At 72.2% G+C, this 19,098-nt stretch carries 17 protein-coding genes and 1 pseudogene; 9 read left to right on the top strand and 9 right to left on the bottom strand.

Translation table 11 applies throughout. The features are described 5' to 3' along the window. Nucleotides 1-1,452: pseudogene (locus tag ABZ478_RS03645) on the top strand (hypothetical protein); the annotation flags it as partial. Next, a complete protein-coding gene (locus tag ABZ478_RS03640) occupies nt 1,445-1,834 on the top strand; it encodes a hypothetical protein (protein WP_359544970.1) in 390 nt (129 codons plus the stop codon). The pseudogene ABZ478_RS03645 and the gene ABZ478_RS03640, both read left to right, overlap by 8 nt. Nucleotides 1,835-1,986: 152 nt before the next feature. Here the strand turns inward: ABZ478_RS03640 and ABZ478_RS03635 are convergent, their stop codons facing one another. From ABZ478_RS03635 to ABZ478_RS03620, 4 genes are all read right to left on the bottom strand, one after another. After that, on the bottom strand, nt 1,987-3,201 hold the full coding sequence (locus ABZ478_RS03635) for an MFS transporter (protein WP_359544968.1): 1,215 nt from the start codon (nt 3,199-3,201) through the stop codon (nt 1,987-1,989). Between the two features lie 94 nt (nt 3,202-3,295). Beyond that, complete coding sequence (locus tag ABZ478_RS03630) at nt 3,296-4,345, bottom strand: endonuclease/exonuclease/phosphatase family protein (RefSeq protein WP_359544967.1); 1,050 nt, start codon at nt 4,343-4,345, stop codon at nt 3,296-3,298. 182 nt (nt 4,346-4,527) lie between these two features. Next, nucleotides 4,528-5,163: a TetR/AcrR family transcriptional regulator gene (locus tag ABZ478_RS03625; protein ID WP_359544965.1), complete on the bottom strand. Its 636-nt coding sequence runs from the start codon at nt 5,161-5,163 to the stop codon at nt 4,528-4,530. A gap of 83 nt (nt 5,164-5,246) precedes the next feature. After that, nucleotides 5,247-6,833 carry an MFS transporter gene (locus tag ABZ478_RS03620; RefSeq protein ID WP_359544964.1) on the bottom strand — a complete coding sequence of 529 codons (1,587 nt, stop codon included), beginning with the start codon at nt 6,831-6,833 and terminating at the stop codon, nt 5,247-5,249. A gap of 214 nt (nt 6,834-7,047) precedes the next feature. Between ABZ478_RS03620 and panB the strand changes: the two genes are divergently transcribed. From panB to ABZ478_RS03605, 3 genes are all read left to right on the top strand, one after another. After that, nucleotides 7,048-7,914: a 3-methyl-2-oxobutanoate hydroxymethyltransferase gene (gene panB, locus ABZ478_RS03615; protein ID WP_358927106.1), complete on the top strand. Its 867-nt coding sequence runs from the start codon at nt 7,048-7,050 to the stop codon at nt 7,912-7,914. A 232-nt stretch (nt 7,915-8,146) separates the two neighbouring features. Next, entirely contained in the window at nt 8,147-9,172 is a 1,026-nt protein-coding gene (locus ABZ478_RS03610; RefSeq protein WP_359544962.1) for an ATP-binding cassette domain-containing protein, read from the top strand. After that, nucleotides 9,169-10,044 carry an ABC transporter permease gene (locus ABZ478_RS03605; RefSeq protein WP_359544960.1) on the top strand — a complete coding sequence of 292 codons (876 nt, stop codon included), beginning with the start codon at nt 9,169-9,171 and terminating at the stop codon, nt 10,042-10,044. The genes ABZ478_RS03610 and ABZ478_RS03605 overlap by 4 nt, the downstream gene beginning before the upstream one ends. A 12-nt stretch (nt 10,045-10,056) precedes the next feature. Here the strand turns inward: ABZ478_RS03605 and ABZ478_RS03600 are convergent, their stop codons facing one another. Further along, complete coding sequence (locus tag ABZ478_RS03600) at nt 10,057-13,353, bottom strand: BTAD domain-containing putative transcriptional regulator (RefSeq protein WP_359544958.1); 3,297 nt, start codon at nt 13,351-13,353, stop codon at nt 10,057-10,059. Nucleotides 13,354-13,375: 22 nt separating this feature from the next. Next, nucleotides 13,376-13,855: a DUF6578 domain-containing protein gene (locus ABZ478_RS03595; RefSeq protein WP_359544957.1), complete on the bottom strand. Its 480-nt coding sequence runs from the start codon at nt 13,853-13,855 to the stop codon at nt 13,376-13,378. A 106-nt stretch (nt 13,856-13,961) separates the two neighbouring features. Here ABZ478_RS03595 and ABZ478_RS03590 point away from each other — a divergent pair, with 106 nt between their 5' ends. Then, nucleotides 13,962-14,762: a site-2 protease family protein gene (locus ABZ478_RS03590; protein WP_359544955.1), complete on the top strand. Its 801-nt coding sequence runs from the start codon at nt 13,962-13,964 to the stop codon at nt 14,760-14,762. Here the strand turns inward: ABZ478_RS03590 and ABZ478_RS03585 are convergent. Further along, the gene (locus tag ABZ478_RS03585; RefSeq protein ID WP_359544953.1) at nt 14,752-14,943 is read right to left on the bottom strand and encodes a hypothetical protein; all 192 of its coding nucleotides are present in this window, start codon (nt 14,941-14,943) and stop codon (nt 14,752-14,754) included. The two genes, ABZ478_RS03590 and ABZ478_RS03585, sit on opposite strands and share 11 nt — an antisense overlap. A 74-nt stretch (nt 14,944-15,017) precedes the next feature. Next, on the bottom strand, nt 15,018-15,731 hold the full coding sequence (npdG, locus tag ABZ478_RS03580) for an NADPH-dependent F420 reductase (RefSeq protein WP_359544951.1): 714 nt from the start codon (nt 15,729-15,731) through the stop codon (nt 15,018-15,020). A 141-nt stretch (nt 15,732-15,872) separates the two neighbouring features. Here npdG and ABZ478_RS03575 point away from each other — a divergent pair, with 141 nt between their 5' ends. Both ABZ478_RS03575 and ABZ478_RS03570 read left to right on the top strand, forming a co-directional pair. Continuing rightward, entirely contained in the window at nt 15,873-16,466 is a 594-nt protein-coding gene (locus ABZ478_RS03575; RefSeq protein WP_359544949.1) for a hypothetical protein, read from the top strand. Nucleotides 16,467-16,527: 61 nt separating this feature from the next. After that, nucleotides 16,528-17,805 (top strand): MFS transporter, encoded by a 1,278-nt coding sequence (locus tag ABZ478_RS03570; RefSeq protein ID WP_359544947.1) that lies wholly within the window; start codon nt 16,528-16,530, stop codon nt 17,803-17,805. A 1-nt stretch (nt 17,806) separates the two neighbouring features. Here ABZ478_RS03570 and ABZ478_RS03565 read toward each other — a convergent pair whose 3' ends face one another. Then, on the bottom strand, nt 17,807-18,043 hold the full coding sequence (locus ABZ478_RS03565) for a hypothetical protein (protein ID WP_359544945.1): 237 nt from the start codon (nt 18,041-18,043) through the stop codon (nt 17,807-17,809). Between the two features lie 58 nt (nt 18,044-18,101). Here ABZ478_RS03565 and map point away from each other — a divergent pair, with 58 nt between their 5' ends. Beyond that, nucleotides 18,102-18,959: a type I methionyl aminopeptidase gene (gene map / locus ABZ478_RS03560; protein WP_359544943.1), complete on the top strand. Its 858-nt coding sequence runs from the start codon at nt 18,102-18,104 to the stop codon at nt 18,957-18,959. Nucleotides 18,960-19,098 lie beyond the last annotated feature (139 nt).

Raw genomic sequence — 19,098 nt, 5'->3', positions numbered from 1 at the left:
TACTCCAAGGAGGCCCTCGGCTACGCCGCCGACGCCGCCAAAGCCGCGGCAGCCGCCTCCGCCTCACTGACCCGCACCATCGCCTACGACAAACAAGCGACCGAGGACGCCGCGGCCGCCGACAAGGCAGCCGGAAAAGCCGAGGGCTACGCCAAGGACGCCCGCGACTCCGCCGACGCCGCCGAACTCGACGCAGCCGCCGCCCGCTCCGCCGCCACCCGGGCCGAACAGGACGCCAAGGACGCCCGCACGGCGGCCGACCGCGCCGACGCAGCAGCAACCGAGGCCGAAGAGGCGGCCAAGGACGCCGCCAAGTACGCCGAAGAGGCCCAAGCCGCCGCCGACCGGGCCGAGAAGGCGGAGGCCGACAAGGAACGCTCCCAGGGATCCGGCACAGGCATTCCCGGTGTGTTCGCCGTTCCGGACGAATCCACCGTCGAGATCGTCAGCTCCAAACAGATCGGCACCTGCCCGCCGATGCCGGAGGCCGCCTTCCAGGGCTGCAACGCGAAGTACGACCTGGTCGTCACCTACGAGGCCGACTTCTACCTGTGCACCGACGACCACGCCGAGGCCACGGCCGACGGATGCCCGAAGGCCGCGTGGCAGTTCCTCAAGCGGGCGACGCTGAAGAACATCGAGATCGACGGCTGGACACACCACTTCTCCGGCAAGGACATCGTCCGCGCCGGATGGCAGAACATCTTCGGTGATGTCGCCGGATCGATCCTGTTCTCCTTCTTCGCCGAAGACCTGATGGACTGCTGGCACGGCGACAAGACCGCCTGCGCCTGGAGCCTCGCCACATACGTTCCGGTCGAGGGACTGCTCACCCCCATCGCGCGTGCCGTCAAGGCGCTCGACGCGTCGGTGAAGACCGGCATCGGCTTCACCGACGCGTGGAAGGCCCTTCGCGCGCTCCCCCTGTCCGAGGAAGCCATCGCCGGGATCGGCGCCAAGGCGATCGAGGCTCTCGGCAAGGCGCGGAAGTGGTGCACCGGCACCGGCTTCGCCGGAACCGGCTTCGCCGCCACCACGCGTGCGTGCCCGACCGGCACCATGGTGCTCGGAATCGGCGACCACTCGGAAGCACTGGCCAAGGAAATCCAGGGGGGATACACCTTCAACGGCGATGCCTACAGGGAAGTGGTCGGCAGGTCCAACGGGAAGCCGATCGCCCTGTGGATGACGGAGGTGTCGAACGTCCTGCGCAACAACGGCAAGGTCGCGGTCAGCCTGAAGGGTTTCGACGGAGACACACCGGCCGAGCAATTCGCGCTCGCCTACAAGGCCTGGCGCTCGGGAGACTGGGCGGCCACTCAGTGGGAGATGGGCCAGATCGGTCTTCACATACAGATGGGCAACTTCGAATGGCGCAACATAACGTTCTACAGCAAGGAAGGTAAAGTAGTGCAAATACCCGAACCGAACTGGGACGCACTGAATGGGTGAGGTGACGCCGGGGTTCACCGGTTCCGAGGTATTCCGGTCCGACAGGTACTTCAAGGTCTGGCAGTACGCCGTCGGTCATCGCAGGCTGCTCCTCCGCAGCAGCCGGGACATGCCGCCGGACACCCGGATCGAGATCTACTTCGCCAACGTCGACCTCATGCTTCTCCGTCCCGGCTACGACGGCCTGGTCATCCGCCGGGCCGACGACGAGGAATGCGCGAAGGTCGGCCTCGACCACGGGGTGGAAGTCAAACCCGGGCGTCTGTACCTGCTGGGTGGCGGCCTCAGGAGCTTCATCGTCTCGGCGCCTCCGCAGTGGCATGAGGACGAGGGCGCGATGGACGATCCTTCATGGTTCGGCCCCATGCGGGGAACGCGCTGAAAACCGGCCGGGAGGCCCCCTTCGTGAAGGGGGCCTCCCGATGCCGTCCGGCCGCTCCCGGTCTCCGGCGCGCCGTCGGCCGCACCAGGGCGGCGAGCAGCCGGGGTTCGCGTGGAACCCGGGCGTCGCGGGCCGGGAGACGGCGCCGCCGGTCAGTGGTGCAGCGCGCCCGACTGCTCCGGTACGTGGGTCGCGACCACCCGGCCCTCGTGGGCGACCTCGTGGCGGCGGTCGACCGCGTAGGCCACGCCCGCGACGCCCAGGCCCAGTACCGCCAGCGCCGCCCCCGCGAGCGCGGGCGACGTCACGCCGAAGCCCGCCGCCAGGGTGAGGCCGCCGATCCAGGCGCCGCCGGCGTTGGCCAGGTTGAAGGCCGCCTGGTTGGCGGAGGAGGCGAGGGAGGGGGCCGCGGCCGCCTTTTCCATGACCATGAGCTGGAGGGGCGAGCCGGTGACGAACGCCGCCATGCCGAGGAGGGCGACGGACAGGGCCGCGCTCCACTCCGCCCGCATGAGCACGGGGAACAGCAGCAGCACCACCGCCAGGGCGGTGAGGCCGCCGAAGAGGGTGCCGCGCAGGGAGTGGTCCGCGAGGCGGCCGCCGAGGAGGTTGCCGGCCGTCGCGCCGACGCCGAACAGCGCCAGCAGCAGCGTCACGTTCGTCTCGGCGAAGCCCGCCGCGTCCGTGAGCATCGGGGTGATGTAGCTGTAGGCGGAGAAGAGGGCGCCGAAGCCCGCCACCGTGGTGCCCAGGGCCAGCCAGACCGGCACCGGGCGCAGCGCGGCCAGTTCGCCGCGCAGGCCGGTGGTGGGGGCGGCGGCCCGGTCGTGCGGGATCAGCAGGGCCAGCGACGCTATCGCCGCCAGGCCGATCGCGCTCACGCCGAGGAAGGTGGCCCGCCAGCCCAGGTGCTGGCCCATGAGCGTGGCGGCGGGGACGCCCGCGATGTTGGCGACGGTCAGGCCGAGGAACATCAGGGACACCGAGCGGGCCTTGCGCTCCGGCGCCACCAGGTTCGTGGCGACCACCGCGCCGACGCCGAAGAACGCGCCGTGCGGCAGGCCGCTGACGAAGCGGGCGGCCAGCAGGGCGTCGTTGCCGGGGGCGAGGGCCGAGAGCGCGTTGCCCGCCACGAAGAGGGCCATCAGGGCGATGAGGACCGTGCGCCGGGACATGCGCGCGGTCACGGCGGCCAGCAGCGGCGCGCCGATGACCACACCCAGCGCGTACGCCGACACCAGGTGCCCGGCGGCGGGGATGGAGATGTGCAGGTCGTCCGCGACGTCGGGGAGCAGCCCCATCATCACGAACTCGGTGGTGCCGATACCGAAAGCGCCGACGGCCAGTGCGAGCAGGGCCAGGGGCATGAAGGGCCTGTGCCTTTCGAAGGGAGAGCGGAGTTCCGTCGCAGCGTATGTTCTCGTACGGAACAAAGTCTCCCGGGCCCGGTATTCCGGCCGGTTACGCGGACGTGTCGAGCTTCACACGGGCGGCGATCGGCAGGTGGTCGCTGTCGGTGCGCGGCAGGGTCCAGGACCTCTCCGGCTGGACGCCCTTGACCAGGATCTGGTCGATCCGCGCCATCGGGAACGACGCCGGCCAGCTGAACCCGAAGCCGCTGCCCGCCGCCCCCTGGGTGGAGCGCAGCTGGGAGGTGACGGCGTTGAGCGCGCGGTCGTTCATGGTGCCGTTGAGGTCGCCGAGCACGACCACCCGCTTCAGCGTCTCGTCGGCGATGGCCTCGCCGAGCGCGTCGGCGCTCTTGTCCCGCTGGCGTGCGGTGAACCCGGCCTCCACCTTGACCCGCACCGAGGGGAGGTGGGCGACGTAGACGGCGAGCGGGCCCTCGGGGGTCGTCACCGTGGCGTGCATCGCGCGCTTCCAGCCGAGCTTGATGTCGACGGCCTCGACGCCGCTCATCGGGTACTTGCTCCACAGGCCGACCGTGCCGACGACCGCGTGGTACCTGTACGTCGCCGCCAGCGCCTTCTCGTACACCGGGACGGCGGAGGCGGGCAGCTCCTCCAGGGCCAGCAGGTCCGCGCCCGAGGAGGCGACGTTCCGGGCGGTCGCGGCCGGGTCGGGGTTGTCGGCGTTGACGTTGTGGGTGGCCACCGTGAGGTCGCCGCCCCCGCCCGCCTTGTCGAAGACGAGGCCGCCGAAGAGGTTCAGCCACACGATCGCCGGGACCAGCACCGCGATCAGGGCGGTCGCCGACCTGCGGACCAGGCCGAGGACCAGCAGCACCGGGATGGCCAGCCCCAGCCAGGGCAGGAAGGTCTCCGTGAGGCTGCCGAGGTTGCCCACCCGGTTGGGGATGCGCGAGTGCACCAGCATCACCAGGGCGATCAGCAGTGCGAGTACGGCGAGCACGATGCCCCGCCGCCAGATGCGCGGGTCGCCGCGCCAGCCGGCGACGAGCCGGTGCGTCAGGCGCCGAAGCCGGGATCCCGGACGCTCGGGCCCCGAGCCGCCGTTGTCCGTCTCCGTCATATACGCCTGCTGCGCCATACCGTCTGCCTCACTGCCTGCCGTGCACGCCGTCGTTCCCCCGCGCTGCTGTCGACCCTAGGGGATGATCGGCTCGTTCCCGCCGTCCCATGACGGCCGTACGGAAGACGAGGACGAACGAGGCGGCGCCCGGGGTTCCGGTTACCCCCCGGTCGGGCGAGGTCTGTGACGAAACGCGCACATTAGACCGGCCGGACCGCGGGACTGACGGGGCGTAGGCCCGCCAGCACCGTGTCCACGATCCGCTCCGACAGCCCTTCGGGCAGATCGGCCTCGGGGCGCATGACGGAGCGGACCAGCATGGGGCCGACGAACATGTCGTTGGCCAGCTCCAGGTCGATGTCCGGCCGGAGTTCGCCGCTCTCCTGCCCGCGGCGCAGCACGTCCATGACCAGCACGCGCCGGGGCGCTATGACGCTCGCGTGGTACGCCCCCCAGATCCTGGGGCTGGACTTCATCTGCGCGTACACGTTGTGCAGGATCGCCGAGGAGCGGCTGACGAGGCCGCGCCGGCGCAGTGCCTCCACCAGCACGACGAGGTCGTCGCGCATGGAGGTGCCGGGGAGTTCGGGGTCGGGGGGTTCGGCGGCGCGGATGACGTCGACGAACAGTTCCTCCTTGCCGCTCCAGCGGCGGTAGATCGTGGCCTTGCCGACCCCGGCCGTGCGCGCGACGCGCTCGATGGAGAGTTCGGCGAGGGGAACGCCCTCCTCCAGGAGCTTCATCACTCCCTCGAGGATGGCGCGTTCCACGGCCTCGCTGCGCGGGCGGCCCCGTACGGGTCCGTCCGGTCGCGGCCGGCTGTCGGCAAGGCTCACGTCGTCCGTCCTTCCACTGTGCTGCGGGAATTGTCCCGCAGCCGCCTCCTCCCCCGTGGAACCGCTGTCCCTCTGGTGCCGGGTCAGTCCGAGGCCGCCACCAACTCGGGCTCGCGCTCGCCCCGCTGACCGGCCGGCGGCCTGCCCGGCAGGAACAGGGCCACCACCACGGCGCCGATGAGCGCGACGCCCGTACCGCACAGGGCGGTGACGTGCATGGCGTGCAGGAAGGCGTCGTTGGCGGGGGTGACCAGGGCCTGGCCGCGCGGGCCGAGCTTCTCGGCGATGCCGAGGGTGGCCTCGATGGACTCGCCGGCCGTGTCCCGCAGGCCGGGCGGCAGCATGTTCAGCTTGCCCTCGACGCCGTTGCGGTAGGCGGCGGAGAGCACCGAGCCGAGGACGGCGATACCGAGGGCGCCGCCGACCTGGCGGAAGGTGTTGCTGAGCGCGGAGGCGGAACCGGCCTTCTCGCGGGGCAGGGCCTGCATGATGACGACCGAGGTCGGCGTCATGATGTGCGCCATGCCGGTGCCCATGAGGAAGAAGACGACCTCCAGCAGCCAGATCGGCGTGTCGGCCTCGAAGGTGGCGAACGCGGCCAGGGTGGCCGCGATCAGCACCAGACCGGCGGTGGTGGTGGCCTTGTTGCCGAACCGGTCGACGACCAGCCGGGCCCGCGGCGCGAAGATCATCTGCGCGGCGGCCAGCGGCAGCATCATCACGCCGGACTCGAGCGGCGAGTAGCCGCGCACGCTCTGCATGTAGAAGACCGAGAAGAACGTGACGCCCATCAGCGCGAAGAAGACCAGCGCGATGGCGGCCATGGCGGCCGAGAAGACCTTGTTCTTGAAGTAGGTGACGTCCAGCGACGGGTGGTCGCTGCGCTTCTCGAAGATCACGAAGCCGGCGAGCACGACGAGCCCGGCGATGATCGTCGCCAGCACCTTGGCGTCGGTGAAGTCGGCCAGCTCACCGCCCTTGATGATGCCGTAGACGAGCAGCACCAGACCGACGACGGACAGGACCACGCCGACCGGGTCGAGGCGACCGGGCTTCGGGTCACGGGAGTCGGGCACCAGCCACACCATCAGGGCGACCGCGAGGATCACGATCGGCACGTTGATGAGGAAGACCGAGCCCCACCAGAAGTGGTCGAGCAGCGCGCCGCCGGTGATCGGGCCGATGGCGATGGCGAGGCCGACGCCGCCGGCCCAGATGCCGATGGCCTTGGGCTGCTCGTCGCGCTCGAAGACGTTCATCAGCACGGCGAGGGTCGCCGGCATCACGAAAGCGGCACCGAGGGCCATCAGGGCGCGGTAGGCGATGAGCTGGTCCGGGGAGCCGGACTCGGCGGCCAGGGCCGAGCCGATGCCGAACACGACGAGGCCGCCGAGCAGCACCTTCTTGCGGCCCAGCCGGTCACCGATGAGGCCGGCGGTGAAGAGCAGGCCCGCGAAGACCAGGGTGTAGCTGTTGATCGCCCACTCGATCTCGCTCTGGGTGGCGCCGAGGCCGGTGGGCGCCGGGGTCGAGATGGTCTTGATGGCGACGTTCAGGATCGAGTTGTCGAGCACCACGATGAGCAGGCTCAGCATCAGCACGCCGAGGATCGCCCAGCGGCGCCGGTGCACCGCTTCCGGTATCCGGGAGGCAGGGACGGAAGTTGTCATGTGTTCGAGCCTAGGGCCATTCCAATACGGAACCGTCTCGTATCTTATTTCTTTACCGAGGCCTTACACACCGGAGTCTTCCGTTCCACGCCTCCGGCGCCGTCCGAAGGGATCACAGGGGGGTCCCCTGGCCCTCGGCGGCACCAAGTGCCACCATGGAGGCGATCCGGGGACGCCGTCAGGGCGCCTCGAGATGACCGAAGGAGCCGTTGCCATGACGCAGCTTTCGGCTGCCCACACCAAGCCTTCCGACGGCAGCAAGGCGCTGTACGGGGGGAAGGGCACCCGCCGCATCACCGTCCGCGACATCGCCCTCGCCAAGGAGCGCGGCGAGAAGTGGCCCATGCTCACCGCCTACGACGCGATGACCGCGTCCGTGTTCGACGAGGCCGGCATCCCGGTGATGCTCGTCGGCGACTCGGCGGGCAACTGTCACCTCGGGTACGAGACCACCGTGCCCGTCACCCTCGACGAGATGGCCGTGCTGTCGGCGGCCGTCGTACGCGGCACCCAGCGCGCCCTGATCGTCGCCGACCTGCCGTTCGGCTCCTACCAGGAGGGCCCGGTGCAGGCACTGCGCTCGGCGACCCGGCTGGTGAAGGAGGCCGGGGTCGGCGCGGTGAAGCTGGAGGGCGGCGAGCGCTCGCACGAGCAGATCCGGCTGCTGGTGGAGTCCGGCATCCCGGTCATGGCCCACATCGGGCTGACCCCGCAGTCCGTCAACGCGATGGGCTACCGCGTGCAGGGACGCGGCGAGGAGGCGGCGGCACAGCTACTGCGGGACGCGAAGGCGGTGCAGGACGCGGGCGCGTTCGCGGTCGTCCTGGAGCTGGTCCCGGCCGAGCTGGCGGCCGAGGTGACGCGGGTGCTGCAGATCCCCACCGTCGGGATCGGTGCCGGACCTGAGACGGACGCACAGGTGCTGGTGTGGACCGACATGCTCGGTCTCACGTCCGGCCGGGTGCCGAAGTTCGTCAAGAAGTACGCGGACCTGCGTGAAGTCATGGGCAACGCGGCGAAGGCGTTCGCCGAGGACGTCGTCGGCGGGACGTTCCCGCTGGAGGAGCACTCCGTCCACTGACGATTCAGTCCACCAGAGCCGATCCGGCACCAGAGCGGCCCCGTCGATTTCCCCCGTCGACGGGGCCGCTCCCCTTTTCCGCGCGGCTCACCCGCCGACGGCGCCGAGCCGCCGCGGCCGGCGCGCCCGCGGGTGACATGCCGGCGCCCGTGCCGGCACCTGTCGTCCGGCTGTCGGCACCTGTAGGTCCGCTGTCGGTGGTTTGTCGGTGGGGGCTGTCACTGTCTTGCCCATGACGCGAATCGATGACAACCCCGCCGGCGGGCGCTCCGCCGTGACCGTACGGGGACTGGTCAAGCACTACGGCGAGACCAAGGCGCTCGACGGGGTCGACCTGGACGTCCGGCCGGGCACCGTGATGGGGGTCCTGGGGCCGAACGGCGCCGGGAAGACCACCCTCGTACGGATCCTGTCCACCCTGATCACGCCGGACGCCGGAGAGGCCGTCGTGGCCGGCTACGACGTCGTACGGCAGCCCCGGCAGCTGCGGCGGGTGATCGGGCTCACCGGGCAGTACGCCTCCGTGGACGAGAAGCTCCCGGGCTGGGAGAACCTGTACCTGATCGGGCGGCTGCTGGACCTGCCCCGCAAGGACGCCCGGGCCCGGGCCGACGAGCTGCTGGAGCGGTTCTCGCTGACGGAGGCCGCGCGGCGGCCCGCGGGGACCTACTCCGGCGGTATGCGGCGGCGGCTGGACCTCGCCGCCTCGATGATCGGCCGGCCGGCCGTGCTCTTCCTGGACGAGCCGACCACCGGGCTGGACCCGCGCACCCGCAACGAGGTGTGGGACGAGGTCAAGGCCATGGTCGGGGACGGGGTCACCGTGCTGCTGACCACCCAGTACATGGAGGAGGCCGAGCAGCTCGCCTCCGAGCTGACCGTCGTGGACCGCGGGAAGGTCATCGCGAGGGGCGGCATCGAGGAGCTGAAGGCCCGGGTCGGCGGGCGCTCGCTGCGGGTGCGGCCGGTGGATCCGCTGCAACTGCGGCCGCTGGCCGACATGCTGGACGAGCTGGGCATCACCGGGCTCGCGTCCACCACCGTGGACAGCGAGACCGGCACGCTGCTGGTGCCCATCCTCAGCGACGAGCAGCTCACCGCGGTGGTCGGCGCGGTCACCGCGCGCGGCATCACCATCTCCTCCATCACCACCGAACTCCCCAGCCTGGACGAGGTGTTCCTCTCCCTCACCGGCCACCGCGCCAGTGCCCCGCAGGACACCACGCCCGCCGACTCCCTCGAGGAGGCCGCCGCATGAGCGCCCACCCGTCTCCCACCGCCACCCTGGACGAGGCGCCCCGCGCCACCGCCTCGGACACCTCGGCCCCGCCCGCCCGGCTCAAGGGCGACACCCCGATCTCCCTCCGCGCGCACCTGCGGCACACCGGCGCCCTCATCCGCCGCAACCTGCTGTGGATCCGGCAGGACCCGGAGTCGATGTTCGACGCCATCCTGTTCCCGGTGATCTTCACCCTGCTGTTCGTGTACGTCTTCGGCGGCTCGATCGGCCAGTCCCTGGGCGGCGGCCAGGACCAGTACGTCCAGTACGTCGTGCCGGGCCTGATGGCCATGATGGGTATGAACATGGCCCAGGGCGTGGGCACCGGCTTCAACCAGGACTTCAACTCCGGCGTCATGGACCGCTTCCGGTCCCTGCCCATCGGCCGCGGCTCCGTCCTCTTCGCCAAGATCGCGGTGGAGCTGATGCGGATGCTGTTCGCGACCGCGGTGCTGATGCTGGTCGCCGTCCTCGTCGGCTACGACGTCCACCACTGGGACGGCCTGCTGGCCTCCGTGGGCCTGTCCGTGGTGTTCGGCTCGGCGCTGATGTGGGTGTTCCTCACCCTCGGCGTGGTGATGAAGAACGCGCAGTCCGTGCAGGCGATGGGCTTCCTGGTACTGATGCCGCTGCAGTTCGGCTCCTCGATCTTCGCGCCGACCGCGTCGATGCCGGGCTGGCTGCGGAACTTCACCGACTACAACCCGCTCTCCGCGCTGGCCGACACCGCGCGCGGCCTGATGGAGGGCGGCCCGGTCGCGCACGACCTGTGGGTGACGCTGATCTGGTCGGTGGGGCTCACCGCAGTGATGGCCCCGGTCGCCATCCACAAGTTCCGCACCAAGAGCTGACGTCGGGCGATGTCACACCAGGGCGGTGGCCTCCGCGAGGGAGAGGCCACCGCCTTCGGCGTACGCGGCGTCGAACGCCGCCCGGTCCAGCACGGCGAGGACGGCCCCCTCGGCGTGCTCGCGCGTCGCCCGCTCGACGGTCGCCGCGACATGGCCCGGGGGCAGCAGCGCGTGGGCGGCGCCCAGGCAGCGGGCGGCGTCGGCGGCGTGACCGCCCCCGTCGACCTGGGCCAGGGCGGCCGCGGCGATGGTCAGGTACAGCGGCTGCAGATGCGGGGCGATGGCCAGGGACAGCGGGTCGCAGGCCCGGGCCAGCGCCTGCCGGATCTTGTCCATGGCTTCGTCGATACGGCCGTCGACGATGTCCACCCAGGCCTCCTGGCCGAGGATGAGGGCGTCGAAGACGACGAAGTGCGCGATCCCGAAACCCTCACGCAGCAGCCGCAGTTGTTCGCGTGCCTCCGCGACCCGGCCGGTCAGGCAGAGCCGGGCGGACAGGAAGAGGCGCGCCATGGGCAGCGCCTCGCTGTTGCTGCCGTCCGTGCGCTCGATGACGTCGCGCAGCAGGCGCTCACCCCGCTCCGGCTCGCCCGTCTCCAGCAGCACGGCGCCCAGGCGGATGGTGAGCACCGATGACTGGGCGCGGGCGCCGAGGCGCTCGGCGTGCGCGACGGCCGCCAGGAAGTCGGCGGCGGCCGCCTCGTACTCGCCCTTGCGCTCGCGTGACTCGCCGCGTGCGGAGAGCGCCTCGGCGGCGCCCCAGGCGTCCCCGAGGCGCTCGAAGATCTCCAGCGCCTCGTCGGCGTCGCGCAGGGCGTCGCCCGCCCACTCGGTGCGGTTGGCGAGGATGTTGGCGCGCATCTGCAGGGTGCCGGCCAGCTCCCACTCGAATCCGGGGGTGTCCCGGCAGGTGCGGACGCAGGAGTCGAGGATGACGAGCAGCCGGTCGACGCCGCCGGTCAGCAGCTCGGCGAAGAACCAGAGCATGCCCGGGGCACGGCAGGTCTGGGGCATCCCTGGTTCGTAGACCCGGGTGATGGCGCGCAGCTTCGCCTGCGCCGCGGGGGTCTGCCAGGTGTCCAGTTCCGTGTCCATACAGGCCAGATGGGACAGGTGCAGTCCGCGCCGGGCCTCGTCGAGCAGTTCGCCGGTGTAGGGGGGCGGGACGTCCGTGCAGCGCTGCCACACCGGGGCGGCGCGGCGCACGGGCTCCTCGAACGGGTCGGGGCCCAGCGCCATGACCTCGTGGCACAGGTTGCGGGCCTCGACGCGCAGATCGCGCATCTGCCAGTACCAGACCAGACCGTGGATGATGCAGAGCGCCTCCTGCTCGTCCCGGCCGGCGATGGCGTGCCGCAGGGCGGTGCGCACGTTCTCGTACTCGAGCTGGAGCCGGTCGACGGCGGCACGCTGTCCGGGTCCACGCAGCAACGGGTCGGTGGTGCGCGCGAGTTCGCGGTAGTAGATCAGATGGGCGCGTTCGGCCTCGGTGCGGCGGCCGGTCTCGTCCAGCCGTTCGGTCGCGTACTCGGCGACGGTCTCCAGCAGGCGGTAGCGCATCTGGCCGTCGGCCGAGGGTGCGGCCACCACGAGGGACTTGTCGACCAGGGAGCCCAGCGCGTCCAGGGCGACCGGACCGCAGACGGCCTCGGCGGCGGCCAGGTCGCAGCCGCCCGCGAACACCGACAGCCGGCTGAGGACGTCGCGTTCGTCCGTGTCGAGCAGGTCCCAGGACCAGTCCACGACGGCGCGCAGGGTCTGCTGGCGGGGCAGCACGGTGCGGCTGCCGCTGGTGAGCAGCCGGAAGCGGTCGTCCAGCCGGTCGGCTATCTGACGGGGTGTCAGCATGCGCAGCCGGGCGGCCGCCAGCTCGATGGCGAGGGGCAGTCCGTCGAGCCGCCGGCAGATCTCGGCGCACGCCTCGGGGTCGTCCTCGACGCGGAACCCGGGCCGGGCCGCCGCGCCCCGGTCGGCGAGCAGCCGCAGCGCGACGGGCTCGGGCAGCGGCTCCACGGGGCGCACGAGTTCCCCCGGCACGCCGAGCGGTTCCCGGCTGGTGGCGAGCAGGGTCAGCTGCGGGCAGTGCGCCAGCAGGCGCTCGGCGAGCTGGGCGGCGGCCTCGACGACGTGCTCGCAGTTGTCCAGGACGATCAGCATCCGGCGCCGGGCGCAGTGCTCCACCAGCCGCTCGACCGGGTCGTCGTGCCGGTCCGCGACGGCCCGCATGCTCTCGGCGCCGGCGCCGTGCAGCACGGTCTCGCGGGCGCCGATCGCGGTCAGCACGGCCTGCGGTACGGCGTCCGGGTCGTCCACGGGCGCGAGTTCCGCCAGCCACACCCCGTCCCGGGCGGTGTGCCGTACCGATTCGGCGGCCTCCTGGGACAGCCGGGTCTTCCCGGCCCCGCCGGGCCCGAGCAGGGTGACCAGCCGGGCGGCGCCGAGGTCGGCGCCGATGGCCGCGATGTCCGGCTCGCGGCCGACGAAGGAGGTGAGCCGGGCCGGCAGGTTGCCGAGGACGGCGGCGGGCGGCGTGGGGCGGGGCTCCGCGGCAGCCGGCGCCGCGGGCGCGGCAGGTGCGGTACGGGTGGTCTCGGTGAGCAGCAACTCGCTGTGCAGCGCGCGCAGTTCGGGACCCGGGTCGGAGCCGAGCCGGTCGGCGAGCAGTTGGCGTACGTCGTCGTAGGCGGCCAGCGCCTGGGCGGGGCGGCCCAGGTCCCTGAGCGCCCGCAGCCGCAGCGCCTGCAGCGGCTCGTCCAGGGGGTGGCTGTCGCACAGCGCGGCCAGCTCGGGCAGCGTCCGCTCGGCGTGGCCGAGGGCGAGGGCGGCGGTGTGCCGGGCGCGCAGGGCGTCCAGGCGGCGGGTCTCCCAGCGGGCCGCCTCGGCGGTGCGGTCCGGCAGGTCGGCGAGGGCGGGGCCGTGCCACAGGGCGAGCGCGTCGTCCAGGACGACGGCGGCCTTCGCCGGGTCGCCGTCGGCCAGGGCGGCGAGTCCCTCGCCGGTGAGCCGGTCGAAGCGGGTGAGGTCGACGTCGTCGGGGGCGGCGACGAGCCGGTAGCCGCCCTCGGCGGAGGTCACGGCACCGGCGCCGAGCGCCCTGCGCAGCCGGCCGATCAGTGCCTGGAGCGCGCCGGCCGCGTCGGCGGGCGGGTCGGCGCCCCACACCTCGTCCACCAGGACGCCCGCCGGGACGGTCCGCCCGGCCCGTAGCGCGAGCACGCTGAGCAGGGCGCGCAGCCGTGCTCCGCCGACCGGGACGGGCGTGCCGTCGGGGCGGTGGGCCTGGGTGGTTCCGAGGAGGCGATAGCGCACGGGTCCATTCTCCCCGGAGCGGTCAGTGCCGGTCACCGGGTTTGCGCGGCGTGCCGTCCGGCACCTCCAGGGTGACGAGGGCGCCGAGGACCCGGCGGAGGCGGTGCGGGCCCTGCGGCGGTGCGTAGTCCTCCTCCGCGAACCACTTCGGGCAGTGGTCGACGGGCTCGCGCGTCACCGAGCCGGGCACCGGTTCCAGGGAGTGCCCCGAGGCCAGGAGCGTCACCTTCCCGTACGGCGGTGACGCGCGCTGGAGTTCGCGCAGGTCCAGGCCGACCGTGAACTCCTGGTGCACCAGGTCGATGGAGCGGACCCGGCCGGTGACCGGGTGCGTGGCGTCCGCGTGGTTCTCCACCCAGGCCTCGGCGCCGTGCCAGTCCCCCTCCGGCGGCCGCCGCTCGTCGAGGGCGACCAGCGGCCAGCCGATCTCGTCGCCCACCGAGAAGGGCTCACCGCAGCAGCCCATCTGCCATTCCTCGTAGAACACCGTCTTCAGTGCCATTCCCCCACCCTCCAGGAACCGGACGGCCACCGCTAAGCGTTTTCCCGGCGTGTCCGCCGCCCGGTACGGTCGGCCTTCCCGACCGCCCCGCCTACAGGAGCCGCCCATGACCACCGCCACCACCAGCCGCGGCGACCGCCGTGTCAGTCCCGTCTTCGTCGGCATCCTGGCCGTGACGGCGGTGACCGGCTGGGCCACCTGGACCGGCTTCGCCGAGCAGCCGGGTGTCGCGGTGTTCCTGTTCGTGACGGCGGCCTGGATCGTCTCCCTGTGCCTGCACGAGTACGCGCACGCCCGCACCGCGCTGCATTCCGGGGACATCTCGGTGGGCGAGAAGGGCTATCTCACCCTCAACCCGCTGAAGTACACGCACGCGCTGCTGAGCATCGTGCTGCCCGTGGTGTTCGTGATCATGGGCGGGATCGGTCTGCCGGGCGGCGCGGTGTTCATCGAGCGCGGCCGGATCCGCGGCCGCTGGCGGCACAGCCTGATCTCGGCGGCCGGCCCGCTGACGAACGTGCTGTTCGCCGCTGTGTGCACGGCGCCGTTCTGGCTGCACGCCCTGGACGGCGTGCCCGGTGACTTCCGGTACGCGCTGGCGTTCCTCGCCCTGCTCCAGGTGACGGCGGCGATCCTGAACTTCCTGCCGGTACCGGGCCTGGACGGCTACGGCGTGATCGAGCCGTGGCTGTCGTACGGCGTGAAGCGGCAGGTGGAGCCGTTCGCGCCCTTCGGGCTGCTGTTCGTCTTCGCGCTGCTGTGGGTGCCGTCGGTGAACATCGCGTTCTTCGACGCCATCGACGCGATCCTGCGCGGCCTGGGCGTCGACGACTTCTCCCAGGCGTGCGGCCACGAGCTCTATCGCTTCTGGCGCGAGGCCCCGGAGGTGTGCACGATCAGCCCGTGACCGACTTGCCCTGCCCCGCCGCGTCCCGCCCGCGCTTGACGTAGTACCAGGTCATGTTGGACGCCAGGCCCGCGAGGAGCACCCAGACGATCCCCAGCCAGCTGCCCTGGGCGAAGGAGACGACCGCGGCGGCGACGGCGAGGACGCAGACGATCAGGGTGCAGAGGGCGATGCGGGGCATGGGGCTGGGCTCCTGTCGGGGGACACTGCTCGGTACTGCTTCGCCGACCAGTGTCCCCCATCGCCCGGTACGGCTCACACGTCGGTGACGCGGAGCCCCGCGTGCGCCTTGTACCGGCGGTTGACGGAGATCAGGTTCGCCACCAGGGACTCCACCTGGTGGGCGTTGCGCAGCCGCCCGGCGAAGACGCCGCGCATGCCGGGAACGCGGCCGGCCAGCGCCTGCACGGTCTCCACGTCGGCCCGGTCCTCGCCGAGCACCATCACATCGGTGTCGATCCGCTCGACCTCCGGGTCCTGGAGCAGCACGGCCGACAGGTGGTGGAAGGCGGCGGTGACCCGGGAGTCCGGCAGCAGCGCGGCGGCCTGCTCGGCGGCGCTGCCCTCCTCGGGCTTCAGGGCGTAGGCGCCCTTCTTGTCGAAGCCGAGCGGGTTGACGCAGTCCACGACGAGCTTGCCCGCCAGCTCCGCGCGCAGCGACTCCAGGGTCTTGCCGTGGCCCTCCCAGGGCACGGCGACGATCACGATGTCGCTGCGGCGCGCGGTCTCGGCGTTGTCGGCGCCCTCGACGCCGTCCCCCAGTTCCTCGGCGGCGGCCCGCGCGCGCTCGGCGGCCCGCGAGCCGATGATCACCTTCTGGCCGGCCATGGCGAGCCGGCGGGCGAGGCCCTTGCCCTGCGGGCCGGTGCCGCCGAGCACGCCGACGACCAGCCCGGATACGTCGGGCAGGTCCCAGGGGTCCTTCGCGGGGGCCTTGGCGGGAGTCTGTGCGCTGTCGGTAGAGGTCATGGGCCGACTCTACGTCCGCGGGGGCGCCGGCACCGGGTCGGGTGAGCAACGGACGGGGCGCCGGCCGTGCCGTCCCCGGGTCGGGCGAATTCGGCGTGAACTCCGGGCCACGGGCGGACGGTTGCGGCAGGATGCGGCCGCATGGACGCCGTACGTGTCGCATTGCTGCGCGAAGTGCTGGCCGGGACCGAGTGGCTGGGAGCCACCCGGCGGTTCGCGGGGGTGCTGCGCGGGTCGGTGGTGTCGCACGGGGGCGGGCTGCTGCTGGTGGGCACGCCCGAGTACGAACCCTGGCACCTGGCCGCGCACCTGGTGGACGAGGCCGCCTGGTCGGGCACCCCCGAGCTGGCGCCCACCCTGGTACGGCACCACGCGCGCCCCGCCGACCCCGCTCACCTGGCCGTCGGGCCCGGCCGGATCGAGGCGGCGCGGCGGGGCGAGACCCTGCTCGTCGTCGCCCCCGAGGAGCCCGCCGAGCTGCTGGAGCGGGTGCACGGGGCGCGCCGGGCCGGGGTGACGGTGCTGGCGCTCGGCGCGGACGGCGGCGAGCTGGCCGCGATGGCCCACGACACGCTGGCCGTGCCCGAGGGCGCGGAGCTGGACCTGGACAGCGTGCAGCACCTGGTCAGCGCGGCGGCCGGCGAGAACAGCTCGCCGCGGGTGCCGCGGGGATTCCGGGACCGGCTGTCCCGGCTGGCGGACATCCTGACGGCGCCGCCCGCCGCCCCCTGGTGAGACGGACCGGGCCCGCGGAAAACCGGTTGCCCGCCGGTCCGGCCCGGCGCAGCATGCCCGGGTGTCCAAAGCCCTCCTCCCCGATCTCGCCCCCTGGAAGGCCTCCGCCGACTTCCGCAGACTCTGGGCCTCCGGCCTGATCAGCAACTTCGGCAGCTTCCTGACCTTCGTGGCGCTCCCGGTCCAGCTCAAGGAGCTCACCGGCTCGGCGGCGGCCGTCGGCGCGATCGGCGCCGTGGAACTGGTGCCGCTGATCGTCTTCGGCCTGTACGGCGGCGCGCTCGCCGACGCCCTGGACAAGCGCCGGCTGATCGTGTGGACGGAGGCCGGCCAGGGCCTGCTCAGCGCGGCCCTGCTGGCCGACGCGCTCCTGCCGCACCCCGCCGTGTGGCCGCTCTACCTGATCGCCGCCCTCTCCTCCGCGCTCGTCTCCGTCCAGCGCCCGGCGCTGGACTCGCTGCTCCCCCGGATCGTCGCCCACGAGCACCTGCCGGCCGCCGCCGCCCTGAACTCGCTGCGCTGGACGGTCGGCGGAGTGGCCGGACCGGCGGTCGCGGGCGTGGTCGTCGCCTACGCGGGCCTGGGCTGGGCGTACGCCGCCGACCTGCTGACGTTCGCCGTGTCGCTGCTGTTCGTCGCCCGTCTCACCCCCTCCCCCGCCTCGCACGAGGCGGCGAGACCGGACCTGCGGGCCATCGCGGAGGGCGCCCGCTACGCCTGGAGCCGCAAGGAACTCCTCGGCACCTACGCGGTCGACCTCGCGGCGATGTTCCTCGCCATGCCGCTCGCCGTACTGCCGTTCCTCGCCGACGAACTGCACGCCGAGTGGGCGCTCGGTCTGATGTACGCGACCTTCCCGCTGGGCGCGCTGCTGGTCAGCGTGACCAGCGGCTGGACCTCACGGGTGCACCGGCACGGCCGGATGGTGGTGCTGTCGGCGGCCCTGTGGGGCCTGGCGGTCGCGGCCGCCGGAGTGGTCCACGAGGTCTGGCTGGTGCTGCTGCTCCTGACCGTCGCGGGCGGCTGCGACATGGTCAGCGGCGTCTTCCGGGGCGCGATGTGGAACCAGACGATCCCCGACGAGCTGCGCGGCCGGCTCGCCGGCATCGAGCTGCTGTCGTACTCGGTGGGCCCGCAGCTCGGGCAGGTCCGCTCCGGCGGCGTCGCGGCGTGGGCGGGCGTCCGGGCGTCCGTGTGGTCGGGCGGGGTGCTGTGCGTGGGCGCGATGGGGCTGCTGGCCCTGTGCCTGCCGGGACTCATGACCTACGACGCCCGGACCAGCGAGCACGCGGTGCGGCTGCGCGAGCAGCGGGCCGCCACCGCGTCCGCGCCGGGGTGAGTCAGTCCTCGTCGGTGTCCCGGCCGCCCGCCGAGGCGTCGTGCCAGCGGGGGTCGGTCTCCCATTCGAGGTTGCGCTCCTGCGCGGTCTCCATCGCGCGCTGCGCCTCCTGCGGGCTGGCGTACGGCCCGAAGCGGTCCTTGCCCGGGCAGTCCGGGCCCTCCTCGACCTTCTTGTGCTCCAGGCAGTAGTACCACTCACCCGGCTTGCCGGCGGTGCGCTTCTTGAACAAGGCCATGGACAGCTCCTCTCGCCACGCACATATTCCCCCATGGCCGCTGGATAGACTCCTTGGCATGTCAGGCCAGTCGCTGCTCGTACCAGGGGAGATCTCCCCCACCCGTTCGGTACCCGGAAACATCCGCCGCCCCGAGTACGTCGGCAAGCCCGCGCCGGCGGCGTACACCGGTCCGGAGGTGCAGACACCCGAGACCGTCGAGGCGATGCGCCTCGCCGGCCGGATCGCCGCGCGGGCGATGGAGGAGGCCGCGAAGCTCATCGCGCCCGGCGTCACCACCGACCGGCTGGACAAGGCCGCCCACGAGTACATGTGCGACCACGGCGCCTACCCCTCGACCCTCGGCTACCGCGGCTTCCCCAAGTCGCTGTGCACCAGCGTCAACGAGGTCATCTGCCACGGCATCCCGGACACGACGGTCCTGAACGACGGCGACATCGTCAACCTGGACGTGACCGCGTACATCGGCGGGGTGCACGGCGACAACAACGCCACCTATCTCGTCGGGGACGTGGACGAGGAGTCGCGGCTGCTGGTGGAGCGGACCCGGGAGTCCCTGAACCGCGCGATCAAGGCGGTCAGGCCGGGCCGGCAGATCAACGTCATCGGGCGGGTCATCGAGTCCTACGCCAAGCGCTTCGGCTACGGAGTGGTGCGGGACTTCACCGGGCACGGCATCAGCTCGTCGTTCCACTCCGGACTGATCATCCCGCACTACGACAGCCCGCACGCGACGACGGTCATGCGGCCCGGCATGACCTTCACCATCGAGCCGATGCTGACGCTGGGAACGTACGAGTACGAGATGTGGGACGACGGCTGGACCGTCGTGACCAAGGACCGCAGGCGGACCGCGCAGTTCGAGCACACGCTGGTGGTGACCGAGACGGGCGCGGACATCCTGACCCTGCCCTGATCCCGGCAGCCCGGATCCCCTTGGAGGCCCGCCCCCACCGGAACGGAAGCCGGTGAGGGCGGGCCTTCCGCTGCCCGCCCCCGCCTGCCCGCTCGCCCGCCGATGTTTTTCCGACACCCTGTCGGTAAACTTGCCGACA

This window comes from Streptomyces sp. NPDC005706 (assembly GCF_040631045.1).
Lineage (GTDB): Bacteria > Actinomycetota > Actinomycetes > Streptomycetales > Streptomycetaceae > Streptomyces.
This window is presented reverse-complemented; position numbering and strand designations above follow the sequence as displayed.

Excerpts from the sequence above, each read along its gene's own strand:
- ABZ478_RS03640 (WP_359544970.1), top strand. The coding sequence starts at position 1,445 with ATGGGTGAGGTGACGCCGGGGTTCACCGGTTCCGAGGTATTCCGGTCC.
- ABZ478_RS03635 (WP_359544968.1), bottom strand. The coding sequence starts at position 3,201 with ATGCCCCTGGCCCTGCTCGCACTGGCCGTCGGCGCTTTCGGTATCGGC.
- ABZ478_RS03630 (WP_359544967.1), bottom strand. The coding sequence starts at position 4,345 with ATGGCGCAGCAGGCGTATATGACGGAGACGGACAACGGCGGCTCGGGG.
- ABZ478_RS03620 (WP_359544964.1), bottom strand. The coding sequence starts at position 6,833 with ATGACAACTTCCGTCCCTGCCTCCCGGATACCGGAAGCGGTGCACCGG.
- panB (WP_358927106.1), top strand. The coding sequence starts at position 7,048 with ATGACGCAGCTTTCGGCTGCCCACACCAAGCCTTCCGACGGCAGCAAG.
- ABZ478_RS03610 (WP_359544962.1), top strand. The coding sequence starts at position 8,147 with ATGACGCGAATCGATGACAACCCCGCCGGCGGGCGCTCCGCCGTGACC.
- ABZ478_RS03605 (WP_359544960.1), top strand. The coding sequence starts at position 9,169 with ATGAGCGCCCACCCGTCTCCCACCGCCACCCTGGACGAGGCGCCCCGC.
- ABZ478_RS03595 (WP_359544957.1), bottom strand. The coding sequence starts at position 13,855 with ATGGCACTGAAGACGGTGTTCTACGAGGAATGGCAGATGGGCTGCTGC.
- ABZ478_RS03590 (WP_359544955.1), top strand. The coding sequence starts at position 13,962 with ATGACCACCGCCACCACCAGCCGCGGCGACCGCCGTGTCAGTCCCGTC.
- ABZ478_RS03585 (WP_359544953.1), bottom strand. The coding sequence starts at position 14,943 with ATGCCCCGCATCGCCCTCTGCACCCTGATCGTCTGCGTCCTCGCCGTC.
- npdG (WP_359544951.1), bottom strand. The coding sequence starts at position 15,731 with ATGACCTCTACCGACAGCGCACAGACTCCCGCCAAGGCCCCCGCGAAG.
- ABZ478_RS03575 (WP_359544949.1), top strand. The coding sequence starts at position 15,873 with ATGGACGCCGTACGTGTCGCATTGCTGCGCGAAGTGCTGGCCGGGACC.
- ABZ478_RS03565 (WP_359544945.1), bottom strand. The coding sequence starts at position 18,043 with ATGGCCTTGTTCAAGAAGCGCACCGCCGGCAAGCCGGGTGAGTGGTAC.
- map (WP_359544943.1), top strand. The coding sequence starts at position 18,102 with ATGTCAGGCCAGTCGCTGCTCGTACCAGGGGAGATCTCCCCCACCCGT.